Annotated in this window: 8 protein-coding genes and 1 tRNA gene; 4 read left to right on the top strand and 5 right to left on the bottom strand. The window is 55.7% G+C overall.

Going from position 1 to position 13,470, the window contains the following annotated elements; all coding sequences use genetic code 11:
* Window positions 1–339 precede the first annotated feature (339 nt).
* The 3 genes from GJ633_RS08245 to GJ633_RS08235 form a co-directional block, all read right to left on the bottom strand.
* On the bottom strand, window positions 340–2,100 hold the full coding sequence (locus GJ633_RS08245) for a restriction endonuclease (protein ID WP_156588432.1): 1,761 nt from the start codon (window positions 2,098–2,100) through the stop codon (window positions 340–342).
* Window positions 2,100–3,332, bottom strand: a complete 1,233-nt coding sequence (locus GJ633_RS08240) for an AAA family ATPase (RefSeq protein ID WP_321168979.1) — start codon at window positions 3,330–3,332, stop codon at window positions 2,100–2,102. The genes GJ633_RS08245 and GJ633_RS08240 overlap by 1 nt, the downstream gene beginning before the upstream one ends.
* Window positions 3,333–3,609: 277 nt before the next feature.
* Window positions 3,610–3,978: a hypothetical protein gene (locus GJ633_RS08235; RefSeq protein WP_156588430.1), complete on the bottom strand. Its 369-nt coding sequence runs from the start codon at window positions 3,976–3,978 to the stop codon at window positions 3,610–3,612.
* A 306-nt stretch (window positions 3,979–4,284) separates the two neighbouring features.
* On the opposite strand from GJ633_RS08235, the gene GJ633_RS08230 reads away from it, so the two are divergent.
* From GJ633_RS08230 to GJ633_RS17120, 3 genes are read left to right on the top strand one after another with little or no spacing between them, the layout of a single operon-like run.
* Window positions 4,285–7,635: a PD-(D/E)XK nuclease family protein gene (locus GJ633_RS08230; protein ID WP_156588429.1), complete on the top strand. Its 3,351-nt coding sequence runs from the start codon at window positions 4,285–4,287 to the stop codon at window positions 7,633–7,635.
* Window positions 7,636–7,637: 2 nt separating this feature from the next.
* Window positions 7,638–9,071, top strand: coding sequence for an exodeoxyribonuclease V subunit beta (locus GJ633_RS17125; RefSeq protein WP_197431293.1), 1,434 nt, complete (start codon window positions 7,638–7,640; stop codon window positions 9,069–9,071).
* A 52-nt stretch (window positions 9,072–9,123) separates the two neighbouring features.
* Window positions 9,124–11,424, top strand: a complete 2,301-nt coding sequence (locus GJ633_RS17120) for a 3'-5' exonuclease (protein WP_197431292.1) — start codon at window positions 9,124–9,126, stop codon at window positions 11,422–11,424.
* 78 nt (window positions 11,425–11,502) lie between these two features.
* Here GJ633_RS17120 and GJ633_RS08220 read toward each other — a convergent pair whose 3' ends face one another.
* Together GJ633_RS08220 and GJ633_RS08215 are read right to left on the bottom strand one after the other, a co-directional pair.
* Window positions 11,503–12,135: an IS6 family transposase gene (locus GJ633_RS08220; protein ID WP_156588428.1), complete on the bottom strand. Its 633-nt coding sequence runs from the start codon at window positions 12,133–12,135 to the stop codon at window positions 11,503–11,505.
* A 216-nt stretch (window positions 12,136–12,351) separates the two neighbouring features.
* Window positions 12,352–12,426, bottom strand: a tRNA-Arg gene (locus GJ633_RS08215).
* Between the two features lie 289 nt (window positions 12,427–12,715).
* Between GJ633_RS08215 and GJ633_RS08210 the strand changes: the two genes are divergently transcribed.
* Window positions 12,716–13,318, top strand: a complete 603-nt coding sequence (locus GJ633_RS08210) for a recombinase RecA (RefSeq protein ID WP_156588427.1) — start codon at window positions 12,716–12,718, stop codon at window positions 13,316–13,318.
* Window positions 13,319–13,470: the final 152 nt, after the last annotated feature.

Raw genomic sequence — 13,470 nt, 5'->3', positions numbered from 1 at the left:
GGAAAACGTGGTTACAAGCCCACGCCGTCTGGTGGAATATGCTTTAAGTTTAACACGACGCTGATACAACGTCCGAATCTTTGAGTTCTACTGTCAGATAATTCGTTCCGCTGTCCGTTCCAATACGAAATGACTGGACCTGGACTATAATCGCTGTTTCGTCATCCGTTGGTGTCGGTTCATCCCCGGTGAACAGACAAATGGTCTTAGAATCACCTGCCGGTTTGGTTACCACCCACTGATCGTCAGATCTTCGGACCTGAATTTTTCCCGTCCCGCCAGATCTGTACCAAACTTCAGCCATATGCTCTCTTCAGGGGATGCGTGTTTCAAGCTACCTCACAATAGTTTCAACGGGCCCTCTTTCTCTATCTCTCCTGACCCGTTCACAAGGAAGTAGAGATCAATCCACTCTCGCCCCCCATCTCGACAGAAGACGGGAACACACGTGGTGGTATGCTCGTACCGTCGTTCACACCTCGTTTCGATCTGATCTCGCGTCCAGTCCCCTTCCTGTTCCAGATCATATCGGTTCCGAACCTGGTAGGAGTATTCGTCAGCTGCAGCTTTGATGACCCGCAGAGAGAAATCCTGTGTATCCTTGAACGTGAACGGGCCGCTCATCTCCGAGGCACGACTCAAATCACTCTCGTCAACGCCGTCAAGACATAGTTGGTTCTCCGCAACAGCGCGGAATGCTTCGAGTTCAGGACTCTTCTCGACGAGCACACTATGGAGATAGTTGTGGATGACCTCGTCGTATACGTCCAGCTCGAATTCCTCTTCCGGCGAGACGATTTCCAGTTCGGCCCCGGTCTGAGCCACTCGCCGGCGACGTGGTTCGAGTAGCGGACATAGGAACGCGAGTCGATCCGAGTGGAGCAGGTAGGCGTAGCTGAACAGCCGGGATCGGGACGGGGATTCCTTCACCGGATCGTGCCCTTCGGCGTAGTACTTCGAATCCAACACGGCGAGAGTCTCGTCGCCTTCCTGAAGCGCGTGATCGGGCTCGTGGTAGATCGAACCCTCTCCCTCGAAGGGCTTCACCGACGGGGATCGAACGGGGGTTACGTCGTCCAAGTCTCCGAGATGGTCGTAGGATTTGATGTAGTTGAGTTCGCGCTCGATGACGACCTGGGAGTACTGCTCGAAGAGCGACTCCATATTCAGGACGTAGTCCACCACCAGCTCCCGCGGCCCGTCACGCAGTTGTTGACCGAGAGATGACGACATAACCGCCTTCGAGACATCGAACGCCTTCCGGTAGTACTGGCGCTGTTTCGGGAGATCAGTCAGCGAGATCTCCCGGTATTCGTCCATCCGGTCAAGCCCGCTATCGACGCCCATACTCTCCAGTCGCTCTACCTCGCGGTGGACCTCAGAGAATATCCGATCGTACGCCGGATGGTGGTTCTCGGGTGATTTCTGTCTGAAGAGTCGAAGGAGTGTTTTCCCCGCAAAGTGGAGTAGCGAATTCACCGCGTTGTTGTATTCCGTCTCGTTGTGAATCCACTGGGGCTCGATAGTTCCGCGAGCGTGGTTCAACAGTGTCTGCTCGACATCGATGTTCCCGCGACCGTCCAGGCTATTCGTCCGTTTGATGACTAGGTCACGGATGTACCCGTTCCGCTGGATGGTCTCCAATCCATCGAGGTAGTTGATCGCCAGAACGACGAATACGTCTTCGAGATGAATGTCGTCAGAGAGGAAGTCCTGTAGCGGGATGCCGTGGTATTTGACTGACCGATTCTGGTCGTAGACGGCCAGCAGCATATCGAAGATGTACTCCCAGTCGATCTTCGGGTCGACCTGTACTTTCGACGAGGGCGTGAGACTAACGACGCCGACGATGTCCGTCGCTTCGACGTGGAGTATCTCGTTGTCGTCGCCGTCGACCGTGACGGTCACGACCTCGTATTCCTGATCGGAGTCGAGCGCTTCCTGACTTTTCGTGAAGACGCCTGGACTCTCCTGAGTAAATGACGCGCGACGAAGCTGGTCTGTGATGGAAGACGGACAGCCCTCTATTCGGATTTCACCCCGCTCGGGGATGTTGAAAGTGTCCTGCCCGTATTCGTAGACTTCGTCGACGGTACTCATTACTCGTATGAACCCATCTGCCGCCGCTCCTGTTCGAGTTCGCGTTCGGCCAGTTCAGCAGCAGGCGACAGATCGAACTCCTCGAATTCTCCGTTTAATGCGCGGTAGTGTTCCGCGATCCGCTCGATCTGCGGGAATGCCGCGGCATTCAGCAGGCGAGGAACGATGTATGTGCGGAATGCCTGGCCGACTGCGTCCGTTTGGTCGTACTCGTACTCGCCCCCCTCACGACACCCGACGCCCAGGAATACTGCCACGTCTCGGTAGTGCATCGGGCCGAACCGCATAATCGGCCCCTGCGAGGTCGCTTCGTTCCCGTGATTGATCCCTTCGTAATCTCGTTCGAAGAGCCGAAGAATCTCGTTCTCGTCGAGATCCGTCTCACTGGTGATGTGCGTGGTGATCCAGTCCTTGAACAGTTGGCGGCGTTTGTCTTCCTCGTACTCGTCCAGCTCGATCATCGCAAACCGGCGGGTGATCGCGTTGTCGAGTTCGTTCACCGTCCGGTCCGACATATTCATCGTGCAGATGATGTTCACCCGCTCGTCGAGTTCGATCGTCTTCCCCTCGTCAGTCTCGAAGATCGTCTGGTGAGGGTTCTCGATAGCCGTGTAGAGAGGACCAAAGATCTTCGAGATGTCTGCTCGCGTGATTTCGTCCAAGATAACCCCGTATTCGACATCGAATGCGCGGGCACGCTCTACTGCTTCAGAGACACACCCCAACTTCGTTCGGTAGCTCAGCGATTCACCGGTATAGTCCGGGCTGACACCACCGATGATGTCGGACGGCGTCCACGACGGCGTCGCCGTATTCAGACTGTAGCCGATGCTCGTTTCTCGGGCGAGCTGCTTGGCGAAGGTCGTTTTCCCTGTTCCGGTCGGCCCGTAGAGGACAACGGGCTTTCCAGCCTCTAATGCAACCTTCGCATTTCGCTGGACATCTCGCGGAACCAGAATTTCCTCGGGCGTTTCGTCGCCTCGTAGACTCACAAGACGCTTGAGACGATCGGATGCAAGTGGTGATTCAAGGACAGCTCGACGAACCTGGCCGAGACCACGCTCACCGTCGTGTAATCTGTCGAGTTCTTGCTCTTCGATGAGATACTCTAGTACTTCTTCGCTTTCCGCATCCTCGATTGCGTCAACGACATCCTCGGTAACACGTCGAAGAATCCCGATGTTCTCTTTCGCCTCTTCGACAGTATAGCCATCCGACGAACTACTCATTATGACATACAGGTGTAGTGAGGGATATAAAAACCATTCCTCGAAAATTGTCTGTTATGGCTTACGTACTTCTGCCAATATTATGGAGCCCGGGGTGGACAAGTCAATATGGACGAAGCAACAGACCCGGAATCAGAGTGTCCGATACGCGCGCTCTATTCAGCACTTGCCTGCCGAACTACTCGGCCTCTGTTAGTAGTGGTGTAACCGATACAGAGAGTGGATTCAGCAGTCGGCAATCGTTGGGTTCACACAGAGTACTGTGAATCAGTAGAACTGATTATTTGTCTCTTGACCCGTTCCCAGTGAACTCTACTGAAACTAATTGTGTCTCCGAGAAGAGAGCAGTCTCACGATAGAAGTCCGAATAGGTCTGAGAGTACGTAACCTCATGGTCTGGATACCAAGTAGCGAGTGTTTGCTGAATATCTTTAATCTGATCGAGGTTCTCAGGTGTACTGAGAAACGCGTTTGTCAGCACCGGGTTGCCACCCTGTTCGAGGGAGACATCAGCAACAGAAAATCCATGATCAGAGAGTAACTGCGTTACCCGTTCAAAATCGTTGTTAGATTGCTCAGTAGGTGTGGTGGGGAAAACCTCGACATCCAAAATCGTCGGTTGCACATCTTCGTCGTGACTGTTAGACATGCAACCAAAGACACCTACTGTTGATTTAATGTTTGGTGTACGGCCTGTACTGAGCGATCACAGCAGGCTCAATCGGACTATCTCTCGTGCAAGATTCGCGCTGTGTACCTCGAATAGCTAACGGAACAAATCTATGAACTAGCAAATCCACCCGTGGTCGGTACGCACCTCTCAACAATCGGCTGTTCCAGAGGGAGATATATCTGAAAAGAGAATTTTACAGATCCGATCAAACTCAATTCTAATCGGTCACAGGAAACGGTATTACACCCAAGTTTCTTGTCAGCCTTGCTTCTCTAAGGTAGTATGTCTTTTTCCCAGGTATTCACTGGTTCTACGTTCTCACTTTTGGAGCACGAGGCATTTGAGAGCGTGGCCGGACTGGCTGGTGATCAGCCGGAAAGTGTACTCTATATCGGCCAGCAGGAGCACCCGAAGGAAGTTACGAGGAAGCGATGGAAGAATCACGGGCAAGCGGCGTGTCTCAGCGTCAAGACCTTCGATGATGTCGTTTCGGAGTGCTACGAACGCGAGCAGTACAAAGGGCGGGTGACCCACATTGATAGGCCACTTCTGTTTCGACTTGTGGAACTCGGAGTCGAAGAGATAGAATCACGAGACAATCCGTTCCATACCGGTGATCAGTTCCCGCGTGCAGGCCTCATTGATGCGGCAGAGAATCTCTATACCGAACTCGAATTTGCTGGCCTGCTGTCTTCAGAAGCGATGCGTGAGCGACTGCTCGAAGAGGGTCTAGACGACCGAGCCCACCATACTGCAGAGCTGGCAGAGGGTATCGAGACGGTTCGGCAGAAAATCTTGGCTGACGAACTCCCTGACACGTACCGGACAGAGCGGATACATCACGCTGTCACGATGGAGACGCAGCTTGACGAACTGCTACCGGCTGTTGATGCGGTCGTGCTCGGCGGGTTCACACAGTTCGATGCACTCGAACGCGACTTCTTGGAACGCATCAGCAATACGTGGCCTACGGTCGCGTTACTACCGACGCAGGCCGATTCGGATACTGTCTCCGGGGTCGATCGAGGTGCCGCTGGGGCGCTCGAAACGTATCTCGAACTTGGATTCTCACAAGACCACTATGAACCGGACGCAACGTCACCAGCAGACTCTCGACGACGTGTCACGGCTAATCTCTATCGGCATCCTGAGAATGCACCCCCAACGGATGATATTGATCCGGCAGCGCTGGAGCTCTCTTACATCGAAACAGAAACGGTTTCAGATGAAATTCGACTCGCGGCGAGGCAAATCCGGACCCAGCTCGCTGACGGCGTTGAACCGAGTGCTATCGGCGTTGTGCCGACGAGTCCGACCGAGTACGCCGATCAGATTCAGGAGTCATTCGAGACGTATGAGCTCCCGTACACGATACAGACGGAAATCCCGCTTACAGAGACTGCACTGGGAGAGGTCGTTGAGTCGATCTGTGCGCTTGCTAGCGAGCCACGGTCGATAGATACAGTTCTCGCCCTACTCACGAATCCCCTTGTTTCAGTATCGGACGAGGGGGAACCGATTGATCATCACGAACTCACACGAGTTGCCGCTCGTGTTGAGACCACTGGCCTCGATGGAGTTCTCGAACACGTTGACGATACTGTCGCTGCGACTATTGAGTCGATCGTCCAGGACGCAGAGGCGCTGTCGACGGTAGAGCTTGAATCGCTTCCCGGCCACGTGGATGCACTTCTCGAACGGCTTGGGGCGTTGGCAACCTTGGAGAGTGATGACGTATCGTCCGAACTTCGGGCTCGTGAATCAAGCGCCAGGAATCGACTTGACCGTGTGCTTGAGACGCTGGTGCTTTCAGCACCGGTTGCGGATCTCGACATCGGTGATCCCACCGACCGGCTCGAACGGGCTCTTGCTGGGGTGTCGATTCGTGGGAGTGGCCGTCCGGACGATGAGAGTGTCGTCGTCTGCGGGTTGGGTGAAGCGTTCCTACACGAGTTCGATCACGTCTATATGCTCGGTATGACTGCTTCGCATTTTCCCTCGGATATAGAACGACTATCGTTCGCTCGACCGATCTACGAGGCCCACCCTGACTTCGAGCAGAAGGATGCCGGGAAGGAAGCTCGCTACCAGTTCGGTGCGATCGCAGCAAGTGAGGCATCGATCCAGTTATCCGCTCCACAGCGTAGCCAAAACGGTGACCCATACGTCGAAGCTGACGTGCTGACCGAACTCCGTCGGCTCATCGACTTCAACGAGGTAACAATCGACGGAGACGACGCTGTGCCGGGAAGTCAGGAAGATGTTCAGCGGGCTATCGGCAACGTCTGGGGCTTGGCATCAGACTCCCGACGAGAGGCCCTAATCGACGAGGCAGCTGACGCAGGGACCTTCGCCCCCGACCAACATACCCGCATCAGAAATGGCGTAGAGTGCTCCTCAGCGCGAGCAGACGCGACACTATCGCCGTACGACGGCAAGCTCTCTCCAGAGACAGTCGCGCAGGTTCACGCAGCGACCGAGCGCAAACCCTACAGCCCGAGTCGGCTCGAAACCTACGCTGCGTGTGGATTCAAGTACTATATGCGACGAGTTCTCGGGATCAAAGCCCCGGACCCACTGACGCGAGAACCAGATCCTGGCGTTCGTGGCTCCTACATCCACGACACGCTCGAACACTACTATCTCTCCCTGCAGTCAGAGTCTGGTGAGCCCGTCAATCCTGGTGGCGATTTCGATGAGCGCCAGAACCAACTCCTTGAGGTCGCTCTCACCCGACTCGATAACGCGTTCGCCGACTATCCAGAAACTGCATTTCATAACCAGTGGCTCACGTCAGTACTCGCCGGGCTCGGGGCTCCCGATGAAAACGTCTACTACGGGCCCGAGGGAGAAACGGACGAAGGGAAGCCAGTCGCCCGAGGGCTGTTCTATCGATTCCTCGAACACGAGTTTGAGGAGCCTGCGAAAACGACTGGCCGCCCGACGTGGTTCGAGGCACGGGTCGGCCAGCCGTACGACGCCGGAACGCCAATTTCAGATGACCCGGCGATTATCGAGACACCATATGGGTCAGTCCCGGTCCATGGACTGATCGATCGTGTGGATACCGTTCCTGGAACGAACCCTCTCCAGGCAGTTGTCCGGGATTACAAGACTGGAACATCGATCCCCGGCGAAAGCGAGGCGCTACTCGGCCTGAACTTCCAGCTGCCCCTTTACGCCTTGATGGCTGAAGATGCCCTTGATGGGATTGAGACTGTCGGAGCGGCCTACTATCAGGTCTCTCCGCCAACGTCCGTGAACTCTCGAAGCGGCCAGATCACGTCACAAGAGATGGCTACTTGGCAGGGAAGCGACGATGTAGAGACGCCGCTGCTACGTCATTCGTATCCTCACTTTGAAACGCACGAAGCGTTCCGAACCTTCGTCGAAGAAACGACTACGAAGAGACTCGGTGAACTTGCAGCCGGAATCGAAGAAGGCCGCTTCCAACCGACGGTACTCGATCCGTCTGATGCGGGGTGTCGGTACTGCGACTATGTTCACGTTTGCGATGTCCGGTCTCATCAGCGACGGGAGACAATCGAGCACATCGACGACGATGGAATCTCGGCGTATGTGCCACCGATGGCCCGTGATGTCGATGCTGAAGATGTCGTGGGGGTGAAGTAACGATGGTTTCGTACGACGATCTGACCGACGAACAGCAGCGGGCTGTCGATGCGCTTAATCGAAACGTGACGCTCACCGCAGGTGCAGGGACAGGGAAAACCACGACACTGACGGCCCGATACCTGCGGATGATCGAGAAGTCACTGGAAACGGCCACTGACGGGGGACAAGGAAGTGAGGTTCTCCTGCCCGAGAATATTCTCACAACGACGTTCACTGAACGGGCAGCGAACGAACTCAAGGAGAGCGTCCGAGGCGAGATCACAGATCGAATTTCGTCACTGGAAGTTGACGAGTTCGAAGCGTGGCGGACGGTCGCTGATGAACTCGAACACGGATACATTCACACGCTACACGGCTTCTGTGCTCGACTCCTTCGAGAACACGCGTTGAGCGTTGACGGCCTTGACCCTAGCTTCGATACCTTGGATGAAAACGAGACGACGGCACTCATCCACGATACCGTTGGCACGGTCCTCGAAGAACACGAGAATCACGACGCGGTCCGAACGCTCGCGCGTCGATTTTCTCGTAATCAACTGCAGGACGTTCTGACCGACCTCGTAAATGAGCGGCCGGAGAGCATCGAATGGGCCGAACGGTGGGCCGACGCGACCGAGGAAGAATACATCTCGTTCGTGGAGTCCGAACTCCATCCTATTGACCCGGACGAGGCAGCCGAAAGACTCGCTCATCCGGAGTTCACCGAGGCCCTTGCAACGCTTCAAGAGATGGTGGAAAACCCCCCGGATATTTCGACAGAGGGAACAGCCTGGAAGCGAGCTGTGGCGATCTTCGAGATTGTTGGTGACGACTTCGACGACGGCGTACCAACTCGCTCAAAGCAGACGACAATCTCGAAGCTCAGTATCCATCTCACGAAAGGGAGTGGCGAGCGCTATGCCGACTATACTGGAGCGAAGACACATTGGGGGGACAGTCCGTGGAAAGACGAGTTTGATGCAGCGATAGAGCAGCTTGTCGAGACACTCCAACCGGAAGACTACGCGGTCAGCGTCGATCCGGAACTGGAAGCGAATAGCTTCCCGCTGGTTCAAGCATTAGCAGAGTTGACGCTCCTCGCTATAGACGAATACGAAGATCGAAAGCGTAGACAGAACGCCGCCGATTTCTCCGATCTCATCACGTATGCCGTTGAGTTCCTTGACGACGAGAGAAACGAGCACGTCCGGAGAGAGCTTCGTGAGCAGTTTGAATACGTTATGCTGGATGAATTCCAGGATACTGACCCTCGTCAGTGGGATCTCATCAAACTCCTAACAGCAACTGAAAAGGAGACATTCGACGCACGGAATGTCTTCGTGGTCGGTGACGTGAAGCAGAGCATCTACCGGTTCAGGAATGCTGACGTAACGCAGTTCAAGGAGATCGCAAAAAACGCTCGAACAGACTATCCACGAGGAACCAGCACCTGAGAGTGATCAAGAGGATGATCAGCTTACCACGAATTTCCGGACACTCCCCACAGTGCTGGAGACAATTAACGAGCTGTTCCAGGCTGTCCTCGACGAAGACGGAGAGCCGTACGAAGCAGAACCACAGCGATTGACCGCAGCGCGAGAGGATCCAGCAGACATCGGGAGTGCCGAATATCTCCTCGTACCCACTGACGCAGAGCTTCGAGACGCCCGGTTCTGCCACTATGAGGAGTTCGCTGATGCTGAACCCGAGAGCGATGTCGAATTGGAAGCGATGGCCCTTGCGGCGCGCCTCTCACAGGTGCTTGCTGAGCCATACCAGGTCTATCCCGAGGACTCCGAGTCTGACGAAGAGACGCCTGAACCGCGTGATATTGAACCGAATGATATTGCAATCCTCATTCGCAGTCGCACCCACCTCAAGGCCTACGAGCGAGCGCTCGACGAGGCGAAGGTCCCGTATTCTGTTGCGTCCGGAATTGGATTCTACGAAACGACCGAAATCACCGCATTGCTGAATCTGTTCCGGGTACTTGCGGATCCGCAGGATGAGCGCGCTCTGTACGCCGTGCTTCGATCACCCTTGTTCGGATTCACCGACGATACCCTTGCACAACTCAAGATCCACGATGCGACACTGTGGGACGCCCTTGCGACGACAGATGCAGAGGAGTTGACTGCAGCCCACGACTTGCTCTGTAAGTGGCGTCGTCGTGCTGGCCTCGGTGATGATGGAACCGCCGGCTTCGACGGATCGTGGGCTGCGTTCCTCACCGATATTCTCGAAGACACGGGGTATCTGGTGAGTGTTAGCGCCGGCGATCGCTCTCAGCAAGCGATGGCGAACGTCGAGAAGTTCCGGGAGCAACTGCGCGGCTGGAGCGACGATGGTGTTCGCAGCCTCACGACGCTCGTGAACCGGATCGAACGTCGGGTCGAACTCGGGGGACGCGAGAGCGAAGCTGAAACGACCGATGAAGGTGTTCAGATTCTCACGATACACGATTCGAAGGGAATGGAGTTCCCGTTCGTGGTTGTCTCTGAACTCAGTCGTGGATTCAAGGACGACGCTGCGCTCGGTGGTGGGAAAGTCGAGTTCGAACGTGTGGGCAAGGAACACGCGGTCGGGATGAAAGCCCCGAACCCGGACGACCCGGTCGAGATGCAAGACACGATTGCCCGTGAAACCGTGCGGGAGCGTCGACGGCAGGAAGAACGGGCCGAAGAGAAGCGGGTGCTCTATGTGGCTTGCACCCGGGCTCGGGATCACCTACTACTGTGCGGGCATCACGAACTCGCTGATGATGCCGAAGAACTGTCGCTTGCCGCAATCGCTGACGCGGATCCAGAGTCGGCATCGAGTTGGCGAGATTGGGTGCAGCCGGCTCTTCTCCCCGGCGAAGTGTGTAGCAAATTAGATTCTGAGATCACAAGCACCCGGTCATACGGTAAGGGTTCGTACCGGGTTTCGTTGCCGACTCCCAGAGTTGAGCTTGAATCGGATTCGAGGGATGTGGATCCAACAGTGGAGCTGTCGCCGGCTCCGCCGGAACGTGACATCACATTCCGCTTGTCAGCGACTGATCTGGCTGCACTACTCGACGGATATGGCGAGTTGGAAGTTGATAAGGAGACTCGAACGGCCTTCGTCGAGAAGGCGGAAGATAGCCCAGACGATCGTCACGGAGAAGATGATTTGGCAGGGCAGGACAGTGAGAGCGAACCCGATCACGAGCAGGAGTCAACGACCGGCGAGGCGGGGATCGCTCCGAGAGTGTTCGGAGAGATGGTGCACCGGATTTGTGAGCTACGCCCCCCGGAATCACGGTGGTCGAACCTTATGGAGCAGACCCTGGTTGACGAGGACGCAACCGTAGAACTCACCGATGAGCTGCAGCGCCGCGTGAGTGAACACGCGCAACGAGGAATCGAATACGTTGACCAACAGGCCGCGGAAGTTGAAGTTGAACAACAGTATGACGAGCTGTACGTCACTGCGGAGTTCGATCGCGGCGAGATAGCCGGCTACATCGATCATCTCATCGTGAGCGACGATGCGTACCACATCATCGACTACAAGACGGGAGCTGTGACGCCAGAGGAGATCGAAGAGGATGCGAAGTACTACCAGAACCAGATGAAGGCCTACGCTGTTGCCCTGCATCAACAGCAAACTGAGCGACCAGTCCGCGTCTCTCTCGTTTTCACCGATATTGACGAAGTCTGGGAGATCGAGTGGAGTACGAATGAAATCGAGTCTATGAAGGAGAATCTGGAATCTGATTTACTAACCCGAATCTCCAGAACCCTTCTGTTTCCGCTGGAAACGCCACGCATCATGACGTTCTGATGCGGAGTACTGGATAGAAATACAAGTCTACTGTTAACTGCGTATCAAACAATCGGGTGCAGACATCGTCGTGTTAACTTAAGCATGATTCCACCAGACGGCGTGGGCTTGTAACCACGTTTCCGCGGTCGGTGGGTCGACGTGGCTGAAACAGTTTGAGAATGAATAGATTCTACGTTCTACCTCTCTAAATATACGTTCGACTGAGTTTCTGAAACCGTGTTGTTGAACGCGGTAGCTGAGGTTTTCTCGTCGGAGCCCACCGATCAGATCGTCTGCGTCATCAACGAGAAACACAGCGTCTGCGACATCATGTTTCTCGGTGAGCTCGGTGAGAAACTCTCGTGCGATCGGTATCGTATACGTTGGAAACAGCCGTGAGTGGAGGATTCTGTTCGTTTTAGGATCGACTGCGGCGTACAGCCAGTACTGTTCATCATTAATTCGGATCGCCTTTTGATCGACAGCAACGCGATCCGGGCTTTCGCCACCAGCTGGCTGTAGATTGGCTTTCTGCACCCAGTTGTGAACCGCGACTCGACTTCGTTGGACACCCAATTCCTCAAGTAACAAAACTGTATTCGAAAGAGAGAGTTCTGCGAGATGGTGACGAATTTCCTTTTCAATAATCTCGCGGGGTGTCCGCTCTCGTTCCACAAACTCCAAGTTGATCCACTCGGTAGATTCAGTGAGGCGGACGATTTCTGGCATAGGCACTAGAACATCGCTCCGCCTCATCGTTAACTTAACACCGCGGTTGATGTCCTACCATACTTTTTTGTATGCTCACCGAGACTTTAGCGCTAGCGAATCGAATGACGGCGTCGACCCCCGTTCGGAAAGTGAATGAGATCTTTCGCGCGCAGCGGGAGTTCTTTATAAGGAACCCGACGCTGTCTGTTGAATCTAGATCGTTCGGAAAACGAATGGGCGCTGCAGGATTTGAACCCGCGACAACTTGGTCCGAAGCCAAGCACTCTATCCAGACTGAGCTAAGCGCCCGTACGAGAACGGTATCGCACTGACGATGTTAAGTCCCGCGATTCGGTATGGGAGATTCAGTCGACCCGCAGTAAGCGACGGGGCAAACCCGGTGTCGACGGCGGAGTCAGCGTCGGCTCCCGATCCTTCGCGCTCGCCCCGGAGAGGTGGAAATTCGTCGCTGTGCGCGACGATCAAAAAGAATATTATTCGGACCGGGTATGGTTCCCGTAGTGGATGTGTCTTGGTCGCGCGGCCTCACAGCCGAACGAGTGGGCCGAGTCGCGCCGTTCGTCGCGGAGGTGCGCCTATGTATGACCTGAGGCCGCACGTGGACGTCGACGTCGAGCCGGGAACGAATCTCTTGGTCACGGGACCGCCGCTCACCGGAAAGCGGTCGTTGATGATGGATATCCTCGCGGCCGGGACCGAGGCCGGCGACGGAGCGATCGTCGTGACGACCAAGGACGGCGCAGAGCGGGTGTTGAAAGACTACGCGAAGCGGACGCCGTACGAGGGCGAGCCGGTGGCCGTCGTCGATTGCGTCACCCGCCAGCAGGGCGTGAACGATGCGCCGGAGTCCGAGCGGATCAAGTACGCCTCCTCGCCGGTCGACATGACCGGGATCGGAATCAAGCTCTCGGAGTACCTCCAGGCGTTCGGCGACCGCGGCATCGAGCGGAACCGCGTGATGGTCCACTCGCTGTCGACGCTGCTCATGTACTCGGACCTCCAAACGGTGTTCCGGTTCCTCCACGTGTTCACCGGCCGGATACAGAGCGTCGACGCCCTAGGGCTTTTCAGCATCGACTCGACGGCGCACGGCGACCAGGCGATGAACACGCTTAAACAGCTCTTCGACGGGATCGTCGAGGTGTCCGAGGACGGCGACCTCGACGTTCGGCTGGCCTGACCGGCGTCGGGCCGTCGGCTGCCGCCGTGTTAAGTTAAGAAACGAAGGCGGGACGAGGATTCAGTGCCTATGCCGAAAACCGCCCGCCTCACCGAGTCTACCGAGTGGATCGACTTGGATTTTGTGGAGCGAGAGCGGACACCCCGCGAGAT

This window comes from Halorubrum sp. CBA1125, assembly GCF_009742825.1.
Lineage (GTDB): Archaea > Halobacteriota > Halobacteria > Halobacteriales > Haloferacaceae > Halorubrum.
Note: the sequence above shows the minus strand (reverse complement) of the source record. Positions and strands in the feature narration are given on the sequence as shown.

Bases quoted from the DNA above. Each gene is read 5' to 3' on its own strand.
- GJ633_RS08220 (WP_156588428.1), bottom strand. From the start codon at position 12,135: ATGCCAGAAATCGTCCGCCTCACTGAATCTACCGAGTGGATCAACTTG.
- GJ633_RS08235 (WP_156588430.1), bottom strand. From the start codon at position 3,978: ATGTCTAACAGTCACGACGAAGATGTGCAACCGACGATTTTGGATGTC.
- GJ633_RS08245 (WP_156588432.1), bottom strand. From the start codon at position 2,100: ATGAGTACCGTCGACGAAGTCTACGAATACGGGCAGGACACTTTCAAC.
- GJ633_RS17125 (WP_197431293.1), top strand. From the start codon at position 7,638: ATGGTTTCGTACGACGATCTGACCGACGAACAGCAGCGGGCTGTCGAT.
- GJ633_RS08210 (WP_156588427.1), top strand. From the start codon at position 12,716: ATGTATGACCTGAGGCCGCACGTGGACGTCGACGTCGAGCCGGGAACG.
- GJ633_RS08230 (WP_156588429.1), top strand. From the start codon at position 4,285: ATGTCTTTTTCCCAGGTATTCACTGGTTCTACGTTCTCACTTTTGGAG.